General features: G+C 71.9%; 18 protein-coding genes and 1 pseudogene. 11 read left to right on the plus strand and 8 right to left on the minus strand.

Going from position 1 to position 20,795, the window contains the following annotated elements; genetic code table 11:
* The first annotated feature begins 142 nt into the window (after positions 1–142).
* Both pepN and AB0C22_RS12220 read left to right on the plus strand, forming a co-directional pair.
* The gene (gene pepN, locus AB0C22_RS12215; RefSeq protein ID WP_357535254.1) at positions 143–2,689 is read left to right on the plus strand and encodes an aminopeptidase N; all 2,547 of its coding nucleotides are present in this window, start codon (positions 143–145) and stop codon (positions 2,687–2,689) included.
* An 83-nt stretch (positions 2,690–2,772) separates the two neighbouring features.
* Positions 2,773–3,336, plus strand: coding sequence for a Uma2 family endonuclease (locus AB0C22_RS12220; protein ID WP_219464340.1), 564 nt, complete (start codon positions 2,773–2,775; stop codon positions 3,334–3,336).
* 140 nt (positions 3,337–3,476) lie between these two features.
* Here the strand turns inward: AB0C22_RS12220 and AB0C22_RS12225 are convergent, their stop codons facing one another.
* Both AB0C22_RS12225 and AB0C22_RS12230 read right to left on the minus strand, forming a co-directional pair.
* Positions 3,477–3,890, minus strand: a complete 414-nt coding sequence (locus tag AB0C22_RS12225; protein WP_219464342.1) for a DUF5130 family protein — start codon at positions 3,888–3,890, stop codon at positions 3,477–3,479.
* Positions 3,877–4,161 carry a hypothetical protein gene (locus tag AB0C22_RS12230; RefSeq protein WP_208570488.1) on the minus strand — a complete coding sequence of 95 codons (285 nt, stop codon included), beginning with the start codon at positions 4,159–4,161 and terminating at the stop codon, positions 3,877–3,879. Before AB0C22_RS12230 ends, AB0C22_RS12225 begins: the two co-directional genes overlap by 14 nt.
* A 399-nt stretch (positions 4,162–4,560) precedes the next feature.
* On the opposite strand from AB0C22_RS12230, the gene AB0C22_RS12235 reads away from it, so the two are divergent.
* Positions 4,561–5,520 (plus strand): alpha/beta hydrolase, encoded by a 960-nt coding sequence (locus AB0C22_RS12235; protein ID WP_308290888.1) that lies wholly within the window; start codon positions 4,561–4,563, stop codon positions 5,518–5,520.
* A gap of 97 nt (positions 5,521–5,617) precedes the next feature.
* Here the strand turns inward: AB0C22_RS12235 and AB0C22_RS12240 are convergent, their stop codons facing one another.
* Positions 5,618–6,520, minus strand: coding sequence for a tryptophan 2,3-dioxygenase family protein (locus tag AB0C22_RS12240; RefSeq protein WP_357534903.1), 903 nt, complete (start codon positions 6,518–6,520; stop codon positions 5,618–5,620).
* A 145-nt stretch (positions 6,521–6,665) separates the two neighbouring features.
* Here AB0C22_RS12240 and AB0C22_RS12245 point away from each other — a divergent pair, with 145 nt between their 5' ends.
* The 3 genes from AB0C22_RS12245 (at position 6,666) to AB0C22_RS12255 (ending at position 8,642) form a co-directional block, all read left to right on the plus strand.
* On the plus strand, positions 6,666–7,127 hold the full coding sequence (locus AB0C22_RS12245; RefSeq protein ID WP_357534905.1) for an Lrp/AsnC family transcriptional regulator: 462 nt from the start codon (positions 6,666–6,668) through the stop codon (positions 7,125–7,127).
* A gap of 87 nt (positions 7,128–7,214) precedes the next feature.
* Entirely contained in the window at positions 7,215–7,739 is a 525-nt protein-coding gene (locus tag AB0C22_RS12250; RefSeq protein ID WP_255597709.1) for a hypothetical protein, read from the plus strand.
* A gap of 57 nt (positions 7,740–7,796) precedes the next feature.
* Positions 7,797–8,642 (plus strand): class F sortase, encoded by an 846-nt coding sequence (locus AB0C22_RS12255; RefSeq protein WP_219470301.1) that lies wholly within the window; start codon positions 7,797–7,799, stop codon positions 8,640–8,642.
* 18 nt (positions 8,643–8,660) lie between these two features.
* On the opposite strand, the gene AB0C22_RS12260 is transcribed toward AB0C22_RS12255, so the two are convergent.
* On the minus strand, positions 8,661–9,206 hold the full coding sequence (locus AB0C22_RS12260) for an HNH endonuclease (protein ID WP_208570457.1): 546 nt from the start codon (positions 9,204–9,206) through the stop codon (positions 8,661–8,663).
* A gap of 375 nt (positions 9,207–9,581) precedes the next feature.
* Between AB0C22_RS12260 and AB0C22_RS12265 the strand changes: the two are divergent.
* From AB0C22_RS12265 to AB0C22_RS12275, 3 genes and pseudogenes are all read left to right on the plus strand, one after another.
* Positions 9,582–10,517 (plus strand): annotated as a pseudogene (locus AB0C22_RS12265) (mechanosensitive ion channel family protein); the annotation flags it as partial.
* Positions 10,518–11,053: 536 nt separating this feature from the next.
* Complete coding sequence (locus AB0C22_RS12270) at positions 11,054–12,421, plus strand: MFS transporter (RefSeq protein WP_208570456.1); 1,368 nt, start codon at positions 11,054–11,056, stop codon at positions 12,419–12,421.
* 51 nt (positions 12,422–12,472) lie between these two features.
* Positions 12,473–12,895, plus strand: coding sequence for a globin (locus AB0C22_RS12275; protein WP_357534907.1), 423 nt, complete (start codon positions 12,473–12,475; stop codon positions 12,893–12,895).
* Positions 12,896–12,925: 30 nt separating this feature from the next.
* Here the strand turns inward: AB0C22_RS12275 and AB0C22_RS12280 are convergent, their stop codons facing one another.
* The 4 genes from AB0C22_RS12280 to ettA form a co-directional block, all read right to left on the minus strand.
* Positions 12,926–13,507 carry a YbjN domain-containing protein gene (locus tag AB0C22_RS12280; RefSeq protein WP_208570454.1) on the minus strand — a complete coding sequence of 194 codons (582 nt, stop codon included), beginning with the start codon at positions 13,505–13,507 and terminating at the stop codon, positions 12,926–12,928.
* Positions 13,508–13,638: 131 nt separating this feature from the next.
* Complete coding sequence (locus AB0C22_RS12285; RefSeq protein ID WP_219464346.1) at positions 13,639–14,358, minus strand: hypothetical protein; 720 nt, start codon at positions 14,356–14,358, stop codon at positions 13,639–13,641.
* The gene (locus tag AB0C22_RS12290) at positions 14,331–14,777 is read right to left on the minus strand and encodes a thioesterase family protein (RefSeq protein WP_357534909.1); all 447 of its coding nucleotides are present in this window, start codon (positions 14,775–14,777) and stop codon (positions 14,331–14,333) included. The genes AB0C22_RS12285 and AB0C22_RS12290 overlap by 28 nt, the downstream gene beginning before the upstream one ends.
* Before the next feature lie 2 nt (positions 14,778–14,779).
* Positions 14,780–16,456, minus strand: coding sequence for an energy-dependent translational throttle protein EttA (gene ettA / locus AB0C22_RS12295; protein WP_219464347.1), 1,677 nt, complete (start codon positions 16,454–16,456; stop codon positions 14,780–14,782).
* Positions 16,457–16,781: 325 nt separating this feature from the next.
* On the opposite strand from ettA, the gene AB0C22_RS12300 reads away from it, so the two are divergent.
* The gene (locus AB0C22_RS12300; RefSeq protein ID WP_208570450.1) at positions 16,782–18,182 is read left to right on the plus strand and encodes a trehalose-6-phosphate synthase; all 1,401 of its coding nucleotides are present in this window, start codon (positions 16,782–16,784) and stop codon (positions 18,180–18,182) included.
* 41 nt (positions 18,183–18,223) lie between these two features.
* Positions 18,224–20,785 (plus strand): trehalose-phosphatase, encoded by a 2,562-nt coding sequence (otsB, locus tag AB0C22_RS12305; RefSeq protein WP_208570485.1) that lies wholly within the window; start codon positions 18,224–18,226, stop codon positions 20,783–20,785.
* Positions 20,786–20,795 lie beyond the last annotated feature (10 nt).

A 20,795-nucleotide genomic window follows, 5' to 3' on the forward strand; every position in this document is an offset into this window, starting at 1 on the left:
CGGTAGCGGAATGAGAGCGTGACGTCGACCACCGCAGGGTCGGTGCATGGAAGACTCGGCTCGGGTCGCCGCCACGAGCGGCCGGCAGGGGCTGGCGCAGCCGGAAGGCGGCGAGAGTGGGATGGAGACGAAAGTGCCAGGAGTGCGCAACCTGACCCAGGTCGAGGCCACCGAGCGGGCCCGCCTGCTGGAGGTCACCGGGTACGACATCAACCTCGACCTGTCCACCGCGGTGCAGGCCGAGGGCCGCACCTTCCGGTCGGTGACCGAGGTCAGGTTCCGCTGCGCCGAACCCGGCGCCGGCACCTTCATCGAGACCGCCGCCGAGGCGGTGCACGCGGCCACGCTCAACGGCGAACCGGTGGACCTCGCCGGCTGGTCGGCCGAGAAGGGCCTGGCGCTGACCGGGCTGGCCACCGAGAACGTGCTCGTGGTGGAGGCCGACTTCGGCTACTCCAACAGCGGGCAGGGCCTGCACCGCACGGTCGACCCGGTCGACGGCGAGACCTACCTCTACAGCCAGTTCGAGACGGCCGACGCGCAGAAGGTCTTCGCCTGCTTCGACCAGCCCGACCTGAAGAGCGTCTACACCTGGCACGCCACCGTCCCGGCGCACTGGCGGGTGGTGTCCAACATGCCCGTCGAGCGGGAGGAACCGGCCGGCGAGGGGCTCAAGACCGTCCACTTCACCACCTCGGCGCGGATGAGCACCTACGTCACCGCGCTCTGTGCCGGGCCGTACCACGAGGTGCGCGACAGCCACGACGGCATCGACCTGGGGGTCTTCTGCCGGGCGTCGATGGCCCCCCACCTGGAGGCCGACGACCTGTTCCTGATCACCAAGCAGGGCTTCGACTTCTTCCACGAGCAGTTCGGGGTGCGCTACCCGTTGCCCAAGTACGACCAGCTCTGGGTGCCCGACTTCAACGCCGGCGCGATGGAGAACTTCGGCTGCGTCACCCACGCCGAGTCGCACTACCTGTTCCGCTCGCAGGTCACCGACTTCGAGTACGAGCAGCGGGCCAACACGATCCTGCACGAGCTGGCCCACATGTGGTTCGGTGACCTGGTCACCATGCGCTGGTGGAACGACCTGTGGCTCAACGAGTCGTTCGCCGAGTGGGCCAGCCACTGGTGCAACACCCACGCCACCCGGTTCTCCGAGGCGTGGACGACCTTCCTGTCGATCCGCAAGAACTGGGGTTACCGGCAGGACCAGCTCTCTTCCACCCACCCGGTCTACTGCGAGATGCCCGACCTGGAGGCCGTCGAGGTCAACTTCGACGGCATCACGTACGCCAAGGGTGCCAGCGTGCTCAAGCAGCTCGTGGCGTACGTCGGTGAGGAGCCGTTCCTGGCCGGGCTGCGGGCCTACTTCGCCAAGCACGCCTGGGGCAACGCCACCTTCGACGACCTGCTGTCGGAGCTGGAGACGGCCTCCGGCCGGGAGCTGCGCAAGTTCGCCGCCCAGTGGCTGGAGACCGCCCAGGTCAACACCCTGCGCCCCGAGGTGACCATCGACGCCGACGGCGGCTACGAGCGGGTGCTGGTCCGGCAGGAGGCACCGGCCGGCCACCCGACGCTGCGTACCCACCGGATCGGGGTGGGCCTGTACGACCTGACCGAGGGCCGGCTGGTCCGCCGGGAACGGGTCGAGGTCGACGTCACCGGCGAGGCGACCGACCTGTCGGTGCTGCACGGCCGCCCGGCCGCCGACGTGCTGCTGCTCAACGACGACGACCTGACCTACACCAAGCTGCGCCTCGACGAGCGGTCGATGGCGACGGTGGTGCAGCACATCGCCGGCTTCGACTCGTCGCTGGCCCGGGCGCTGTGCTGGACGGCCGCCTGGGACATGGTCCGCGACGCCGAGCTGTCCGCCCGCGACTACGTGGCGCTGGTGCTGGCCGGGCTGCCCGCCGAGACCGACATCAACCTGGTCACCGCCACCCTGCGGCAGGCCAGCACGGCGCTGATCTTCTACGCCGACCCGGCGTGGGCACCGACCGGCTGGGCCGGGCTGTCCCGGGCCGCGAAGGACGCGCTGGCGGCGGCCGAGCCGGGCAGCGGATTCCAGCTCGCCTGGGCCCGCGCGTACGCCTCGGCGGCCCGCGCCGACGAGGACCTGGCGACGCTGCGCGGCTGGCTGACCGGCACCGACGTGCCCACCGGTCTGACCGTCGACACCGAGCTGCGCTGGACGATCCTGCAGTCGCTGGTGGCCAACGGGGCGGCCGGCACCGCCGAGATCGAGGCGGAACTGGCCGGCGACCGGACGGCCTCCGGTGAACGGGAGGCCGCGTACGCGCACGCGCTGGTGCCGACCGAGGCGAACAAGGCGACGGTGTGGTCCCTGCTGACCGGCCCGGACGCGCTGCCGAACTGGCGTAACCGGGCGCTGTTGCAGGGGTTGACCCACCCGGCGCAGGTCGCGCTGGTCGCGCCGTACCGGGAGCGGTACTTCGCCACGGTGGCGCAGGTGTGGGCGCAGCGCGACAGCGAGCCGGCGCAGGAGTTCGTGCAGCTGGCGTACCCGGCGTACCTGGTCGAGGAGGAGACGGTGGCGGCCACCGACGCGTGGCTGGCCGGCGACGGCCACCCGGCGTCGCTGCGCCGGTTGGTGGCCGAGGGGCGCGACGGGGTGGTCCGGGCGTTGAAGGCCCGCGCGCGGGACGCCCGCAACGGCTGATTCTGGCGGCCCGGCCCGGGGCCGGCGCGGGTGGCAGCCCACGCCGACCCCGGCCGTTATCGTGTGTCGAGGAGGTGGACGTGATGGCACAGCCGACGTACGAGTGGCGGCCACCCGGGCGGGACTGGCGCGAACAGGACCTGTTCGACCTGCCCGAGGACGGTAACCGCTACGAGATCATCGACGGGAGTCTGCACGTGACCCCTCCGGCCGGGCCGTACCATCACGAACTCGCCGACGACATCCGGATGGCGCTGCGGCAGAGCGCGCCCACCGGCTGGCGGGTGATCCGGGAGATCGGGGTTCGGGTGCCGGCCGGCAACCTCATCCCGGACGTCACCGTGCTCAGGCCGGGCACCCCCCGGGACCGGATGTGGGCCGACCCCGCGGACGTCGCTTTGGTCGTCGAGGTGGAATCGCCCAACAGCCGCCGCCACGACCGGCTGACCAAACCCGCGCTCTATGCGGAGTCCGGCATTCCCGCCTACTGGCGGGTCGAGCGGGGCGACTTCGGTCCGGTCGTCTACCGGTACACCCTGGTCAAGGGGGTGCACTACAACCTGCTCGGCACGGTCGGCCCGGACGAGCCGGTGCCGGTCGACGAGCCGTGGCCGATGCGACTCGATCCCTCAGGCTGGCCCCGCTGAGCGCTGTCCACGCAGCAGGCCGCTGACCGGACCGGATCCGGTCAGCGGAAGCTGGACTACCGGGAGCACCCGGATGTGCCGGAGCCCGGTCCGCGTGCTGCGGGCCGGGCTCCGGACGGGTCAGCGGGTTGCGGGCGGGCTCAGGCCCGACCGGCGTGGCTGGCGAGCTGGTCGAGGCCCTGGATGATGCCGCCGGCCAGGTCACCGCCGCCGAAGGACGCCACCATGGACAGCGCGGCCAGCTTGACGTACGTGTCGGGGATGCGCTTGCGGGCGTACCGGCCGGTGACGACCTCCAGCTGGCGCTGGTTGGGCGACACGGCGATCAGCACCGACTTGTCCGGCTCGGCGAGCTGCCGGTGCAGCCGCTCGGCGTGCTCCCGGACCGGCTCGTCGAGACCTCCGACATAGACCGAGAAGACCAGGCCGCTGCCCTGGTCGGCCAGGCGCAGCGCCTCGTCGATGCGCAGCAGTTGCCGGGTCGAGAACGGCCCGTCCAGCACCTCGGGCGGGGTGCCCGTACCGGCCTGGTCGACCTGCTCACCAACGGTCACTTGCGCCTCCGGTTCCACCGGCCGGCGCCTCGATGCCGGCCTGCTGCTGCTTGTGGCTGGTCAGCGCCGGTGCCTGGGCGCCGGCGGCCAGGGCGGTGCCGGCCGAGTCGGCCAACTGCTCCGGGCGGCCCAGGAACCAGACCGGCGTGAAGTCGAAGCGTCGGCCCGGCCGGTAGCGCTTGGCGCCGCCGGCGCTGCCGTGGTTGGCGGCGAAGACCAGCCCGACGATCACCAGCACCACCGCCGCCGGGATGCCGACGAAGATCAGCAACGTGTCAGTGACAGACAATCCCAACGCCCCCAGGCGGTAAGAGAGACCAGAGCTTCCGGGTCGGGTGGACGATCGTGACAACGGGCTCCCGACTCCGCTGCCATTCACGTTAGCGGAGCCGACGCCCCGCGAGCCTGCGGGGTGCCGATCCCATCTGTCACTCCAGTGTTCCAGCGGCCCCGCGATGGCGACGAGTCGGGTCGAACCGGTCCCATCCTGCCGGTTCGGCACCCGATCGCGCCGGGACGACACGACCGGCACGGGTGTGGCGTGCGCCCCATATTCCGTCTGACATGACCCGGCCGGGATTGCCGGTCTCGGTGCCGGGACCCGGAGGATGGCCCGTACCGATCGGACGTTTTCGATCGATTCCGGTCCACCCACCCGCAGGGAGCCCCCGTGCAACCCGTGCCCGCCCTCCACGCCCACCCCGCCCGGCCCCGGTCCCGGTCCCGCCGGCCCTGGCCCCGACTGGTCACCCGCCCGCTGCTCGCGCTCGCCCTGGTCGGCGGCAGCGCGGTCGCCGCACCCGCCGCGACCGCCGCACCCGTCGACAGCCGGACGGTCGCAGCGGTCGCCGCCAATCCCTACGAGCGGGGCCCCGCCCCGACGACGGCCAGCATCGAGGCCACCCGGGGCCCGTTCGCCATCGCCCAGAGCACCGTCGCGGCGTCCGCCGTGAGCGGGTTCCGGGGTGGCACGATCTACTACCCGACCAGCACCGCCGAGGGCACCTTCGGCGCGGTGGCGATCTCCCCCGGTTATACCGCCAGCCAGTCCAGCGTCGCCTGGCTCGGCCCCCGGCTGGCCTCGCAGGGCTTCGTGGTGATCACCATCGACACCCTCTCCGTGTACGACCAGCCGGCCTCCCGGGGCACCCAGCTGCTCGCCGCGTTGGACTACCTGACCGGCAGCAGCGCGGTGCGGACCCGGATCGACCGCACCCGACTCGCGGTGATGGGGCACTCGATGGGCGGCGGCGGCAGCCTGTCGGCGGCGAACACCCGGCCCGCGTTGCAGGCCGCCATCCCGCTCACCGGCTGGCACACGGTCAAGAACTGGTCGTCGGTACGGGTGCCGACGCTGGTGATCGGCGCGGAGAACGACTCGACCGCCCCGGTGGCCTCGCACTCGGAGCCGTTCTACACCAGCCTGCCGGCGAGCCTGGACAAGGCGTACCTGGAGTTGAACGCGGCCGGTCACTCCGCGCCGACCTCGCCCAACGTCACCGTGGCGAAGTACAGCATCTCCTGGCTGAAGCGGTTCGTCGACGACGACACCCGCTACGAGCAGTTCCTCTGCCCGGCGCCCCGGGGCAGCGCGATCCAGGAGTACCGGGACACCTGCCCGCACTCCTGACCGCACACCGGCCGGTCCCGTCGCCCCGCCCGGCGGCGGGGCCGGCCCGTGGACCGGACGCGGTGCCGTGGCCCGCCGCGAGCGCGGGCTGCCGGGGTCACATCGCGGTGCGGGCCGACCACAGTTCGGGGAAGACCACCCGGGACATGCTGCGCTGCAACCAGGCCAGCCCGGCCGACCCGCCGCTGCCCACCTTGGCGCCCATGGTGCGCTGCACGGCCTTGACGTGGTTCCAGCGCCAGTCGCCGAACTGCTCGGCCACGTCGGCCAGCGCGTCGCCGAGCTGCCGCAGGTGGTTGTCCGGGCCGTCGTCGTCGTAGACCGCCACCCAGGCCGCCTCGACCCGGGGATGCGGCAGGTGCTCGTCGGTGACGTCCCGGTCGAGCAGCTCGGCGGGCAGGTCGTGACCGTGCCGGCCGAGCAGGGCGACCACCTCGTCCCAGAGGCTCGGCTCGGCCAGCGCGGCGTGCAGTTCGTCGTAGACCTGGGTCTGCCGGCGGAAGGGGCGGATCAGCGCCGGTTCGCGCAGCCCGAGCAGGAACTCCAGCTGGCGGTACATCGCGGACTGGAAACCGGAGCCCTCACCGAGCAGGTTGCGGAACCGGTTGAAGTCGGCCGGGGTCATCCAGCGCAGTCCGCGCCAGGCGGCGTTGAGCCCTTCCAGGTGCAGGGCGGCGCGGCGCAGCGGGGCGAGCGCCGGCCAGACCCGGTCGGCCCGCAGGTCGTCCCGGGCCTGGCGTAGCTCGTGGCAGGTCAGCCCGAAGTACAGCTCCATGATCTGGCTGACCATCAGGAAGGACATCTCCCCCGGGTCGCTGCTCAGCGGCTGCTGGAGGGTGTGCAGGGTGCTGGCGTGCACGTACGCGTCGTAGGGCACCCGGTCGGCGAACTCCAGGGTGGGTTCGCCGCCGTTGCGGGCGGCCCGGGCGCTGCGCTGCTGCGGGGTGACCGGGCGCACCGCCGGGGTGGTGGCGCGCGCCCGCAGGTCCGTCTGTTCCACCGTCTCGCCTCCTCCGATGCCTTGTCCGACATGATCTCCCGACGGGCCGGGGCGGTGGAATGCCGCTTTGACGGAGCTGAGCGACTTCCACTTCACGAACGAAAGGCACTTCGGCGGATCAGCCTGCCGAAGATAAGGTCGGTGCGTGGACGAGATGGACTGGGCCCTGCTGCGCGAGTTGCAGGCCGACGCGCGGCTGTCGTACAGCGAGTTGTCCCGGCGGGTGCACCTGTCCCCACCTGCGGTCGCCGAGCGGGTCCGGCGACTGGAGGAGTCCGGCGTGATCACCGGCTACCACGCCCATGTCGACCTGGCCCGCGCCGGCCGACCGGTGGTGGCGCTGATCCGGATGTCCTGTTATGGCTCGCGCTGCATCCTGCACGACCCGCAGGTCGTCGACTGGCCGGAGATCCAGGAGATCCACCGGATCACCGGGGACGCGTGCAGCGTGCTCAAGGTCGCCGCCGGCTCGATCGGGCAGTTCGAGGCGGTCATCGACCGACTCGCCCCGTACGGGCAGCCCTCCAGCACGATGGTGCTGTCCAGCCCGTTGCAGTGGCATCCGGTCACCCCGCTGCCGCCCACCCCCACCCCCGGGCGGGCCTGAGTCCGGGTTTGCCCCCGGGCCAGCGGGAATGCAGGTCCGCACACCCGTCGCAGGATTCCGGCGAATCGTCGCCGGGAGGGGGGAATCATGCGGGGGCTCACTCTGCACCGTCGTGCCATCCACGCCGTACTCACGATGTTCGCCCTGGTCGGGGCATTCGTCCTGATGGCGGCCCCAGCGGCGCGGGCCGGCGAGAACACCTTCGTCGAGGTCACGCCGAACAGCGCGCAGGCCGGCACCCGGGTCACCGTCCGGGCCAACTGCGACAACGCCAACAACCAGCAGGCCACCGTGCACTCGGACGCCTTCGGGCGGGTGGTGCTGCGCCCCGGCAACGGCTTCCTCACCGGTGCGGTCACCATCCCGGGCAACAAGCAGGCCGGCGACTACCCGGTCGACCTGCGGTGCGCCAACGGCAACACCGCCTCCACCATGCTGACCGTGCTGAACATGGCGCAGCCGAGCAAGGGTCCGGCGACCGGCGGCGGTGGCATGGCGGGCGACCGGGGTGCCGGTTCGCTGCTGCTGGTCGGCGGGCTGGCCGTGGTCGCCGTGGTCGCCGGGCTCGGCGTCTTCGGCGGCAACCGTCGGCGAACCCGGCCGGGTTCCTGACCGCCCGCCGCCATGGCCCGTACCCGTCACCGTCGGCCCCGGCCGAGCGGCAACCGGATGCGGGCGGCGGCCCGGCGGACCGGGCGGGCCGCCACCCGCTGCCGCCGGGCCGCCGGCCGGGCCGCCGCCCGCGCCTGCCGGACCGCACGCCGCCTCCGCCGGGTGGCCGTCCGCTTCCGCCGGGTGGCCGGGCAGGCGTTCTCCGCCAGCGTGACCACCGCCGACCCGGTCACCCAGGCCCGTCCGGTACGCCCGGTGCCCCGGCAACCGGCGTTCGGCGGCCGGTTCGCCGGCACCGGGCCGGGCCTTCCGGTGCTGGCGATCGCCGCCGTGATGCTGCTGATCGTGACGATGCTCGGGGTGGAACGGGTCACCGGACTGAGTGTCCTGCCGGACCGGTTCATCGCCGGCCTGCGTCCACCACCGAAGAAGTTCCCCGTGCTGTCGGGGAGCCCTCCGACGCAGATCGCCATCTCCCGGCTCGACCTGCGCGCCCCCGTACACCAGGTCGGCATCGCCGCGGACGGCAGCATCGCCGTCCCGGACGCCACCCGCGCCCAGGAGGCCGGCTGGTACGACCAGGGCCCCACCCCCGGCCAGTACGGCCCGGCGGTGATCGTCGGGCACGTGGACACCACCACCGGGCCGGCGGTCTTCCACGGGTTGAAGGAACTACGCGACGGTGACGAGATCGAGGTGACCCGCGCCGACCGTCAGGTGGCCGTCTTCACGGTCGACGAGGTGCAGCGGTACGGCAAGGAACGGTTGCCGACCGACCAGATATTCGGCGACTTCAGCCGCCCCAACCTGCGGTTGATCACCTGCGGTGGCCGCTGGGTCGGCGGCGCGACGGGCTACGCCGACAACGTCGTGGTCTATGCCACCCTGGTCCGGGCCCACTGACCGGTCGGGCAACCCCGGTCAGGCGGCCTCGGCCTCGCGCAGCGGGTCGCGCAGGTCCAGCCAGTCCGCCCAGCGGGGGTCCGGCGCGCGGTGGCCGAGCACCCGCCAGGCGTTGCCCTTCGGTGCCGCCGGCAGGCTGTGCAGCCGCCAGCCCAGCTCGGCGGGGGTCTTGTCGCCCTTGGTGTGGTTGCACCGGGCGCACGCGGCGACCACGTTCTCCCACGCGTGCCGACCACCCCGGCTACGCGGGAAGACGTGGTCGATGGTCTCGGCCGGCCCTCGGCAGTAGGCACACCGGCCACCGTCGCGGGCGAAGATGGCCCGGCGGGACAGCCCCACGTGGGTGCGGTAGGGCACCCGGACGAAACGGGTCAGCCGCACCACCGAGGGGACCGGTAACGCGTCGTGGGCGCTGTGCAGGATGCCGTCGCCGTCGGCGACACAGACAGCCTTGGCGGTGAGCACCAGGATCGCGGCCCGACGCACGGACACGACGCACAGCGGCTCGTAGGTGGCGTTGAGAACCAGCGCGCCGGAGCCCACCGTGGGTCGTATGTCAGGCATCGTGCTCACCCTCCCGGTCCAGCCGCTCCCACCGCTGGCTGCGCCGGTCGACCCCCGGGCAGCCGAGGGCCACGACCGACTCCGGCGGGATCACCGTCGTCCGTTGACGCCAATCGTCCCTGATCGGACCCCGTAATGCACGTACTAATCCGGGGTACCCGCGGAACCCTCCGCACGGTGTAGGAAGATGTCCGGTTCGACGTCGTACGACCATGGGCCGGGACTCCCCGGTGGGCCGGCCGTCGGCCGCCGCACCCGCTGCGGTACTAAGACAGGGTGAGCGCCTTCAGCCTGTCGACCGTCGTCCTGTCCGCCGCACCGAGCCCGGCGCCGAGTGGCAGCCCGGGGGCCGGGAGCGGCTCGGGTGCCGACTGTCTGGGCAGCACCTCCTGCGAATACCTGTACCGGCTGACCGGGTCGGCCTGGTTCGCCGAAGGCAGCTACTGGATCCTGCTCAAGCCGCTGCGGGTGGTGCTGATCCTGCTGCTGGCGTTCGTGGCCCGCTGGGCGCTGCACCGGACGATCGACCGGCTGGTCCGTACCACCGCGCACGGGTCGGTGCCCACGTTGCTGCGTCCCCTGCGGGAGCGGGTGCCGACGGCCGCGCTCGATCCGACCGAGTTCGTCCCCGAACGGCGTCGCCAACGGGCCGAGGCGATCGGTTCGGTGCTGCGCAGCATGGTCACCGCCTTCGTCTTCGGCATCGCCCTACTGATGATCCTGCGCGAGTTCAGCTTCGACCTGGCCCCACTGCTGGCCAGCGCCGGCATCGCCGGGGTGGCCCTCGGCTTCGGCGCGCAGAGTTTGGTGAAGGACCTGATCGCCGGGCTGTTCATGCTCATCGAGGACCAGTACGGCGTCGGTGACACGGTCGACCTGGGCGAGGCGACCGGGGTGGTCGAGTCGGTGGGGCTGCGGGTCACCACGGTCCGCGACGGGCGCGGGGTGCTCTGGTACATCCGCAACGGCGAGATCATCCGGGTGGGCAACAAGAGTCAGGGCTGGGCGCTGGTCGTGATCGACCTGCCGATCGGGTTCGCCGGCACCGAGGAGGCCAACGCGGTCCTGCGCACGGCCGCCGCCTCGGTCGCGATGGACCCGGACCTGGCCCCGGAGATCGTCGAGCCGCCCGAGGTGCTCGGGGTGGAACAGGTCACGGTCGACGGTGCGGTGCTCCGTACGGTGGTCAAGACCACTGCGGAGGGGCAGTTCGCGGTGGGCCGGGAGTTGCGCCGCCGACTCGCCGAGGCGCTGGAGAACTCGGGCATCACCGCGCGGATCGCCGCCGCCCGGCTCTATCCGGGACTGCCCCCGATGGGCACGACCACCTTCCCGGCGACCCCCGCCGGCTCCGGGCCGGCCGGCACCGGCCCGACAGCACCCACCACCACCGGCCCGGCAGCACCCACCACCACCGGTCCGGCCGGGTCCGGCGGCACCGGGTCCGGCGACCGGACCTGACGACCACCGGGAAGCCGTCCGGCGGGCCCGGACCGGATCAGGGTCGGGGTCCACAGTGCCGGTCGACCGGTCGGGCAGGTCTCGCGGCACCTGCCCGACGGGGCGGATCGTGGGCTCCGCCCCTGGTGGACACACCTCCACCCGGTCGGCACCACCGTGCACACCGGCCCGAAAAGTCGGGGCTCGCCTACCGGCCGGCCCCTCGGGTATCGTCCGTTCGTTCAGTCGGGGATGCGACGATCAATCCGTTCGCCCTAGTCAGTTGTCAGACGATCGGGCAGAATCCGGTGCACGCGTTCCCGGGAGCGTGATCACGTCATCGCTGATCCGCGAATCTGACGACGGGGCCCCGCCGGGCCATCACAAGTGGCCGGTGCCGGGGCCCGATGGAGGCGACGGTGTCCGACGATCGACCGGCCCCGGACCAACCGGCCACCTTCCGTGAGGTGTTCGGGCGGGCCGAGTTCCGAGCGGTCTTCACCGCCAGCATCCTGTCCTGGGTCGGCGACTACGTCGCCAAGGCCGCGGTCACCGTGCTGGTCTACCAGGAGAGCCGGTCAGTCGCCCTCTCCGCCGCCGCGTTCGCGGTCAGCTACCTGCCCTGGCTGGTCGGTGGTCCGCTGCTCGCCGCCCTCGCCGAACGCTACCGGCACCGGCAGGTGATGGTGACCTGCGACGTGATCCGGATGGTACTGACCGCCCTGATCGTGCTGCCCGGTCTGCCGGTCTGGGCGATCCTGGCCCTGCTCTTCGCCGCCACCCTGGCCAATCCACCCGGCCAGGCGGCCCGGTCGGCGCTGCTGCCGGCGATCCTCACCGGCGACCGGCTGGTGCTCGGGCTGTCGCTCAACGCCAGCGCCGGCCAGGCCGCGCAGGTGGTCGGTTACCTGGCCGGCGCGGCGGTCGCCGCGGTCAGTCCGACAGCGGCGCTGCTGCTCAACGCGGCCACGTTCGGCCTGTCGGCCCTGATCGTCCAGTTCGGCGTACGGGACCGTGAGCCCGCACTGAGCGCGGCCCACCGGACCCATCTGCTGCGGGAGACCGGTGAGGGCTTCCGGATCGTGTTCGGTACCCCCGTCCTGCGGGCGATCAGCCTGCTGGTGTTCAGCGCGATGCTCTTCTCGATCGTGCCGGAGGGACTGGCCGCGGCCTGGGCCGGCGAGCGCTCCGGCAACGGCCTGAACTCCGGTGCCGCCCAGGCCGTCATCATGGCGGCCAACCCGGTCGGCTACATCGTCGGCGGGTTGCTGGTGGGGCGGTTGGTGTCACCCGGCGGCCGGCTCGCCCTGATGCGCCCGCTGGCGGTGCTCGCCCCGTTGGCGCTGGTGCCGGCGCTGCTGAATCCTCCGCCGGTGGTGGTCGCCCTGCTCGCGGCGGCCTGCGGCTTCGCGGTCGCCGGGCTGATCCCGACCGCGAACGGCCTCTTCGTGCGGGCCCTGCCCAACGGCTACCGGGCCCGCGCGTTCGGCGTGATGGCGACCGGGATCCAGGTGATCCAGGGCGGTGCGGTGCTCGCCACCGGCCTGCTCGCCGACCGTTTCTCGGTCCCGGTGGTGGTCGGGGTGTGGAGCGCCGCCGGGGTGGTGCTGATGCTGTTCACCGCGTTGCACTGGCCGGACCGCACGACGGTCGACGCCGCCGTGAACGCCGCCGACCGGGCCAACGCCGGCACCGGCAGGCCCGCCGAGGACCGGCCCGACAGCACGGCGACACGGCCCGGGGAGCGGGCCCCCCAACGGCACGCTGTGACGTGATCGGCCGGCGGGCGGCGGCCGTGGCACCGGCACACCTGGCAGGATGAGAGGGTGACCTCCGCAGGCGAATCCCGGCCCGTTCCGCAGGCGACCCTCTTCGACGCGGTCGGTGGTGAGCCCACCTTCCGCAGGCTGGTCGACAGGTTCTATGCCGGTATCGCCGCCGACCCGCTGCTGCGTCCCATGTACCCGGAGGGCGACCTCGGGCCGGCTGCCGAGCGGATGACCCTGTTCCTGATGCAGTACTGGGGCGGCCCGAACACCTACTCCGCCCAGCGGGGGCATCCCCGGCTGCGGATGCGGCACGCACCGTTCCGGATCGGGGCGGCCGAGCGGGACGCGTGGCTGAGCCACATGCGCCGGGCGGTGGACGAGTTGGCGCTGCCACCGGAGCTCGCCGCCACTCTCTGGGACTACCTGGAGCGGTCGGCCTACTTCATGGTCAACGTGATGGAGGACCCGGCCGCCCGGTGAACCGGCGGGGGCGGGTCCTCCGGTCGCCCGTCAGAGCAGGGCACCCTCGTCGTGCAGCCAGTCGACGAAGGTGGTGGCCACGGCCGCCCCGCAGTCCAGCATCTCCACCAGCAGCGCGTCGTGCGCCCCGGCGCCGAGCGGCACCTGCAACTCGGCGTAGATGGGCAACTGGCCGCGCTCGGTCGGGTCACCGATGTAGGCCTTGCAGAACCGGCGGGTGTGGTTCCACTCGTTGACCACCCGGTAGGCCCGGTCGGCCCAGTCCGGCGGGACGGTCGCGTGCGGACGGGCCCGCATGACCAGGATCTCGTCCTCCGGGCCTTCGAGGGTGACCAGCACCGCGTGCCGCTCCCACATGGCCAGCAGGTTGCCGTCGCCGTCGGCGAGGTAACGCACGTCGAGCAGGTCGAGTGCGTCGCACACCCGGGCCAGGGTGACCGGTGCCACGGAGACGGGTCGGTCGGTCACCACGGGCCGCTCGGTGTTGGGGCAGTCCTCCGCCGGTTGGCGGGGAGCCGGTGGCCCCACCCGGGGGCTGTCCACCGAGATCCCGCTTCGAGTTTCCGTGTCGCCGCCAGCGGCGGGACCAGGGCGCCATGACCACCACGGCATCGCTCGCGCACCTCACTCCCCAGCGGATCCAATCGCCTACGGTGCGTTGGATCCGAGGATGGACGGTACCCGGACAGCCGGGTTGAGACACCCCCCCAACGGCAGCACCAACCCGGAAGAATGAGCCGGGGTCATACTTTCGGCTGATCCCGCGCCGGACGAATTGCGAGATCCGAAACTTTCCGCGACCAGGCGGCTCCATATGGTCCCACCAGGCCGACCCACCGGCCCGCCACCCGCACCTGGACCTCCTGCGCCCCGGTCACCTCGGCCGGGCCGAGGAAGCCCATCCGGACCACACCCTGCACCAACCGCTGGGTCACCTCCACCGGCTCGGTGGGGTCGGCGTCCGGCGTGACGGTCACCGCGACATGGTCGAGCAACGCGTCGCGCAGCACCCGCTGCCCCACCGCTCGGCCGCGTACCCCCTCGGCGGCGGCCGTGCGCAGGGTGCCGGCCGCGGCTTCGGCGATCCGCCGCAACCCGGCCGCGGGCAACACCTCGACCGGTCGACTCGCCCCCGGCGGCAACGGCCAGCGCCACCGGTCGTCGCGGCCGGGAGGCAACGCGGCGTCGGCCGCCGCCAACCGGGCCAGCAACTCGGCCGCCACCACGGTCACGTCGGCGGGGGCCAGGCCGGCCACCGTCCGGACCACCAGCACGTCCCACGGCAACCGGGCCCAGAGGGCGGTACGGCCGACGTCGGGCAGCGGGCGTAACCGGACCACCGTGGCCGGGTCGAGGCGCACCAGCCGGGCCAGGAAGGCTCCCGCGTCGGCGGCACCGGCCAGCCCGTGCCCGGGCCGGACGGTGGACCCGCCGTTCACGCCGCCCCGTCGGTCAGCGCCCACGACTCCAGGAAGGCCCGTTCGTCGTCGCTGATCCGCCGGGGTCGCTTCTCGACCAGGTCGAACGGGACCAGCACCGAGCGGGCGGTGCTGGCCAGCACCTCACCGTCGTACAGCTCGTAGGCGACGGTGAACGAGGCGGCCCGGATGCGCTCCACCCACAGTTCGATCCGGACGGTCGGCGCGGCCTGGGCGGTGGCCCGACCGAGCGCGTAGTCGACCGGGCGCAGGTAGTCGACCTCGTGCCGGCGGATGACGACCCCGTCGGCGAACGAGCCGCCCCCCCACGCCTTGCCGCCGGCGAACATCAACGCCACCCGCGCCTCCTCGTACAGGGTGAGGAAGCGCGAGTTGTTGACGTGGCCGTACGCGTCCAGGTCGGACCAGCGCAGGGTGCAGTGGTAGACGAAACGGTCCGCCATGCTCAGTCGCGGGTCAGCTTGCGGTAGGTCACCCGGTGCGGGCGGGCCGCCTCGGCGCCGAGCCGGTCGATCTTGTTCTTCTCGTACGCGTCGAAGTTGCCCTCGAACCAGAACCACTTCGACGGGTTCTCGTCGTCGCCCTCCCAGGCCAGGATGTGGGTGGCGACCCGGTCGAGGAACATCCGGTCGTGGGAGATGACCACGGCGCACCCGGGGAACTCCAGCAGCGCGTTCTCCAGGCTGGACAGCGTCTCGACGTCCAGGTCGTTGGTCGGCTCGTCGAGCAGGATGACGTTGCCGCCGATCTTGAGGGTGAGCGCCAGGTTGAGCCGGTTGCGCTCGCCACCGGAGAGCACCTTGGTCGGCTTCTGCTGGTCGGGCCCCTTGAACCCGAAGGCGGCGATGTACGCCCGGGACGGCATCTCGACCTTGCCCACCATCAGGTAGTCGAGCCCGTCGGAGACGACCTCCCAGACCGTCTTGTCGCCGTCGAGGCCCTGCCGGTTCTGGTCGACGTACGACAGGGAGACGGTGGGGCCCACCCGGACCTCGCCGTCGGTCGGCTGCTCCAGCCCGACGATCGTCTTGAACAGGGTGGTCTTGCCGACGCCGTTCGGGCCGATGATGCCGACGATGCCGTTGCGCGGCAGTGAGAAGGACAGGTCGTCGATCAGCAGCCGGTCGCCGAAGCCCTTGCTGAGGTGGTTGGCCTCGATCACCGTGCTGCCCAGGCGCGGGCCCGGCGGGATCTGGATCTCCTCGAAGTCCAGCTTGCGGGTCTTCTCCGCCTCGCTGGCCATCTCGTCGTAGCGGTCCAGGCGGGCCTTGGACTTGGTCTGCCGGGCCTTGGCGTTGGAGCGGACCCACTCCAGTTCCTCGGTGAGCCGCTTCTTCATCTTGGCGTCGCGGCGACCCTCGACGGCCAGCCGGGCGGCCTTCTTCTCCAGGTAGGTGGAGTAGTTGCCCTCGTACGGGTAGGTCCGGCCGCGGTCGAGCTCCAGGATCCAGTTGGCCACGTTGTCGAGGAAGTACCGGTCGTGGGTGATCGCCATGACGGTGCCCGCGTACTTGGCCAGGTGCTGTTCCAACCAGGAGACGCTCTCCGCGTCGAGGTGGTTGGTGGGCTCGTCGAGCAGCAGCAGGTCGGGGGCCTCCAGCAGCAGCTTGCACAGGGCGACCCGGCGACGCTCCCCACCGGAGAGCTGGGTGACGTCGGCGTCCGGCGGCGGGCAGCGCAGCGCGTCCATGGCCAGTTCGAGCTTGGAGTCGACGTCCCAGGCGTCGAGGTGGTCCAGCTCCTCCTGGAGCCGGCCCATCTCCTCCATCAGCTCGTCGGAGTAGTCGGTGGCCATCTGCTCGGCGATGGCGTTGAACCGGTCCAGCTTGGCCTTGGTCTCGGCGACCGCCTCCTCGACGTTGCCGAGCACGGTCTTGCTGTCGTTGAGCGGGGGCTCCTGGGCGAGCATGCCGACGGTGTAGCCGGGCATCAGCCGGGCCTCGCCGTTACTCGGCTTGTCGAGCCCTGCCATGATCTTCAGCAGGCTGGACTTACCGGCGCCGTTCGGGCCGACCACACCGATCTTGGCCCCCGGCAGGAAGTTCAGCGTCACGTTGTCGAGCACGACCTTGTCGCCGTGCGCCTTGCGCGCCTTTTCCAGGACGTAGATGAACTGGGCCACGGTGCGGGCTACCTCCGTCGATTGCTGTCGCCTTGGACGGCGGCGCGGCGCGGGCTGCGACTTCGCCCGCCGCCGCCGGCCGGGGGCCGGCCACGCGCACGCCACCGTCAATCCTGACAGGTACGGCCCGCCGCGCCCACATCACCCCGCCAGGTCGGGTCCACGTCACTTTCGCTACCGCTGAGCTGGTGATGTTGACAAGATCACGGTACGGGTTCAGCGGGCGTGGGAAGGGTAGGTAACTCCGGCACGGGGTCCCAGATGCCGCAGCTACGCTCAGTACGCTCATCGCGGTGGACCCGTCAGCACCCGGAGGTGGCCGATCGTGACCGTCCGTAGCTCCTTTGTCGTTGTGGCCAACCGACTGCCGGTCGACGAGGTGAGCACACCCGAGGGGCGGCAGTGGCGACGCAGCCCGGGTGGGCTGGTGACCGCGCTGCACCCCGTCCTGGCCGAGCACCGGGGCACCTGGGTGGGCTGGGCCGGTGGCACCGGCGCCGCCCCGGAGCCGTTCGATCTGGAGGGCATCCGCCTGCATCCGGTGCCGTTGAGCGCCGAGGAGTTGGAACGCTACTACGAGGGCCAGTCCAACGCGACCATCTGGCCGCTCTATCACGACGCGGTCGAGACCCCCGCCTACAAGCGTCGCTGGCGGGAGGCGTACCGGCTGGTGAACGCCCGGTTCGCGGAGGCGGCGGCGGACGTCGCGGCCGAGGGCGCGACGGTCTGGGTGCAGGACTACCAGCTCCAGCTGGTCCCGGCGATGCTGCGCGAGCTGCGGCCGGATCTCAAGATCGGCTTCTTCCTGCACATCCCGTTCCCGCCGATCGAGCTGTTCATGCAGATGCCGTTCCGCACCGAGATCCTGCGCGGTCTGCTCGGCAGCGACCTGGTCGGTTTCCAGCAGCGGTTGGCGGCACAGAACTTCGTCCGGCTGGCCCGGCACCTGCTCGGGCTGCGCTACGAGGGCCAGATGATCCAGGTCGACGGGCGGCAGGTGAAGGCGGGCGCCTTCCCGATCTCCATCGAGACCAAGGAGATGGAGCGGCTGGCCGAGGACCCGGCGATCCAGGCCCGCGCCAAGCAGATCCGCGAGGAGCTGGGCAACCCGAAGACGATCATCCTGGGCGTCGACCGGCTCGACTACACCAAGGGCATCGAACTCCGCCTCAAGGCCTTCCGGGAACTCCTCTCTGACGGAAAGTTGACAGTTCCGGACGCGGTTATGGTGCAGGTCGCCACGCCCAGCCGCGAGCGCGTGGAGCACTACCAGGCACTTCGGGTCAAGGTGGAACGCGAGGTTGGTCGGATTAATGGCGAATTCGGCAGGGTCGGCGTGCCTGCGGTGCATTACCTGCATCAGTCGTACAGTCGCTCCGAACTGGCCGCGATGTACGTCGCGGCCGACGTGATGATGGTGACCCCGCTGCGAGACGGAATGAACCTGGTGGCCAAGGAGTACGTCGCATCGCGCGCCGACCAGGGCGGTGCGCTCGTGCTCAGCGAATTCGCCGGCGCGGCCACCGAGCTGCGTCAGGCGTTCCTGTGCAACCCGCACGACCCCGACGCCGTCAAGGACGCCCTCCTGCGGGCTGTACACGTAGAGAAGCCGGAGGCCCGCAGACGCATGCGGATCATGCAACGTCATCTGCGCACCCACGATGTGGGGCACTGGGCGAAGTCCTTTCTGACCGAGTTGGGCGCACCGGGAACGGAGGCCGAGTGAACGCCCCCACCGCCGAGATCATCACCCCCGCCGCCGGGACGATGGACCCGGAGCTGCTCGCCGCGATCGGACGCATCGCCCGCGTACCACAGCTCCTGGTCGCCTGCGACTACGACGGCACGCTCGCGCCGATCGTCGAGGACCCGAGCAAGGCGGTGCCGCTGCCCGAGTCGGTCGCCGCCGTCCGGGCGCTGGCCGCGCTGCCGCAGACCACCGTCGCGGTGGTCTCCGGGCGCGCGCTGCGCGACCTGGCCGCGCTGTCCCGGCTGCCCAACGAGATCCACCTCGTCGGCAGCCACGGCTCCGAGTTCGACATCGGCTTCGTCGAGCGGCTCTCCCCCGAGCTGGTCGCGGTCCGCACCCGGCTGCGCGACGCGCTGCGTGAGATCGCCCAGGCCCACCCGGGGGTGCGGCTGGAACGCAAGCCGGCCAGCGTCGCGGTGCACACCCGCGGGGTCGACCCGCAGGTCGCCGCCGCCGCCGTCGAGGCCGTCCGCAACGGGCCCGCGAAGTGGGACGACGTCACCGTCACCCAGGGCAAGGAGGTCATCGAGCTGTCGGTGGTCGCCACCCACAAGGGCACCGCGGTCGACCAGCTACGCACCCAGCTCTCGGCCAGCGCGGTGCTCTTCATCGGCGACGACGTCACCGACGAGAACGCCTTCGGCACCCTGCGTGGCCCCGACCTCGGCATCAAGATCGGCCCCGGGGACACCCAGGCGCACTACCGGGTGGCCGAACCGATCGAGGCGGCCCGGGCGCTCGGCCTGCTGCTGGAGACCCGACGGCACTGGCTCTTCGGCGAGCGGGCGGTGCCGATCGAACGGCACTCGATGCTGGCCAACGGGCGTACCGTCGCGCTGCTCACCCCCGAGGCCAAGGTCAGCTGGCTCTGCCACCCCAAGCCCGACTCGGCGGCGATCTTCGCCGACCTGGTCGGCGGCAGCCCCGCCGGGCACTTCACCGTCGGGCCGGAGCGCGGCGGCATCCCGCTGGGCCAGCGCTACCGCAACGGCACGATGACCGTGGAGACCCGCTGGTCGGGGCTCACCGTCACCGACTGGCTGGACCTGCCGGCCCGGGAGACCACCCCGGACGGCCCGGCCGTCATCACCGGCGACTCCACCCTCGTCCGGGTGCTCACCGGCTCCGGCCGGGCCCGCATCGAGTTCGCCCCCCGCCCGGAGTTCGGTCAGGTCGCCACCCAGCTCCAGCCGTCGGACGACGGCCTGCTGGTGCTCGGCTCCAACGAACCCGTCGCGCTCTACTCCCCCGGGGTGACCTGGCAGGTCCGCAACGACGGCGGCTACGAGACCGCGCACGCCGTGGTCGACCTCTCCGCCACCGGCGGCCAGGTGGTGCTGGAGCTGCGCTTCGGCACGCACAGCCTGGAGGACCACGCGGTCGCCGTCCACGACCGGCAGGCCAAGGCCGAGCAGCCCTGGAAGGACTGGGTGGCCTCGCTGCGGCTGCCCGCCACCGCCCGGGACCTGGTCGCCCGCAGCGCGCTCACCCTGCGCGGGCTCTGCCACGAGGCGACCGGCTCGATCCTGGCGGCGGCGACCACCTCGCTGCCGGAGGAGCTGGGCGGCGTCCGCAACTGGGACTACCGGTACTGCTGGCTGCGCGACGCGGCGATGACCGCGCGGGCCCTGGTCGACCTCGGCTCGATCGAGGAGGCCGAGGCGCTGCTGCGCTGGGTCGACGGCTGCATCGAGCGCACCGGCGGCCACCCCGAGCGGCTGCACCCGCTCTACACGGTGGACGGCTACGAGCTGGGTGCCGAGGCGGTCATCGACACCCTGCCCGGGTACGCCGGCTCCCGGCCGGTCCGGGTCGGCAACCTCGCCAACCACCAGCTCCAACTGGACGTCTTCGGCCCGATCGCCGACCTGATCGCGGCCGTCGCCGACGCCCGCGGTTCGGTCCGCGACGACGAGTGGCGGGTGCTGGACAACATGGTCGAGGCGGTCCGCCGCCGCTGGCACGAGCCCGACCACGGCATCTGGGAGGCCCGCCTCCCACCCCGGCACCACATCTTCTCCAAGGTGATGTGCTGGATGACCGTCGACCGGGCCCTGCACGTGGTGCGTCAGCACGACGGTGAGGACCGGCCGGAGTGGGTGGAGCTGCGCGACCGGATCGGCGCCAACGTGCTGGAGAACGGCTGGCACGAGGAGGTCGAGGCGTACAGCGTCGCGTACGGCGACGAGGACATGGATGCCTCCTCGCTCTGGATCGGGCTGTCCGGCCTGCTCCCGGGCGACGACCCACGCTTCCTCTCCACCGTGCTCAAGATCGAGGCGGATCTGCGTAGCGGCCCGGTCGTCTACCGCTACCACTGGGACGACGGTCTGCCGGGCCGGGAGGGCGGCTTCCACATCTGCACGGCGTGGCTGATCGAGGCGTACCTGCGCACCGGTCGGCGTACCGACGCCGAGGAGCTGTTCGCCCAGATGGTCGACACCGCCGGCCCGACCGGGCTGCTCCCCGAGCAGTACGACCCGCTGGCCGAGCGGGGGCTGGGCAACCACCCGCAGGCGTACAGCCACCTCGGGCTGATCCGCTGTGCCCTGCTGCTGGACAACATGCTCAAGCAGTAGATCGACTGGT

It is taken from the genome of Micromonospora sp. NPDC048894, assembly GCF_040649765.1.
GTDB classification, from domain to species: Bacteria; Actinomycetota; Actinomycetes; order Mycobacteriales; family Micromonosporaceae; genus Micromonospora; species Micromonospora antibiotica.

Excerpts from the sequence above, each read along its gene's own strand:
- AB0C22_RS12220 (WP_219464340.1), top strand. The coding sequence starts at position 2,773 with ATGGCACAGCCGACGTACGAGTGGCGGCCACCCGGGCGGGACTGGCGC.
- AB0C22_RS12250 (WP_255597709.1), top strand. The coding sequence starts at position 7,215 with ATGCGGGGGCTCACTCTGCACCGTCGTGCCATCCACGCCGTACTCACG.
- AB0C22_RS12255 (WP_219470301.1), top strand. The coding sequence starts at position 7,797 with ATGCGGGCGGCGGCCCGGCGGACCGGGCGGGCCGCCACCCGCTGCCGC.
- AB0C22_RS12260 (WP_208570457.1), bottom strand. The coding sequence starts at position 9,206 with ATGCCTGACATACGACCCACGGTGGGCTCCGGCGCGCTGGTTCTCAAC.
- AB0C22_RS12270 (WP_208570456.1), top strand. The coding sequence starts at position 11,054 with ATGGAGGCGACGGTGTCCGACGATCGACCGGCCCCGGACCAACCGGCC.
- AB0C22_RS12280 (WP_208570454.1), bottom strand. The coding sequence starts at position 13,507 with ATGCCGTGGTGGTCATGGCGCCCTGGTCCCGCCGCTGGCGGCGACACG.
- AB0C22_RS12290 (WP_357534909.1), bottom strand. The coding sequence starts at position 14,777 with ATGGCGGACCGTTTCGTCTACCACTGCACCCTGCGCTGGTCCGACCTG.
- otsB (WP_208570485.1), top strand. The coding sequence starts at position 18,224 with ATGGACCCGGAGCTGCTCGCCGCGATCGGACGCATCGCCCGCGTACCA.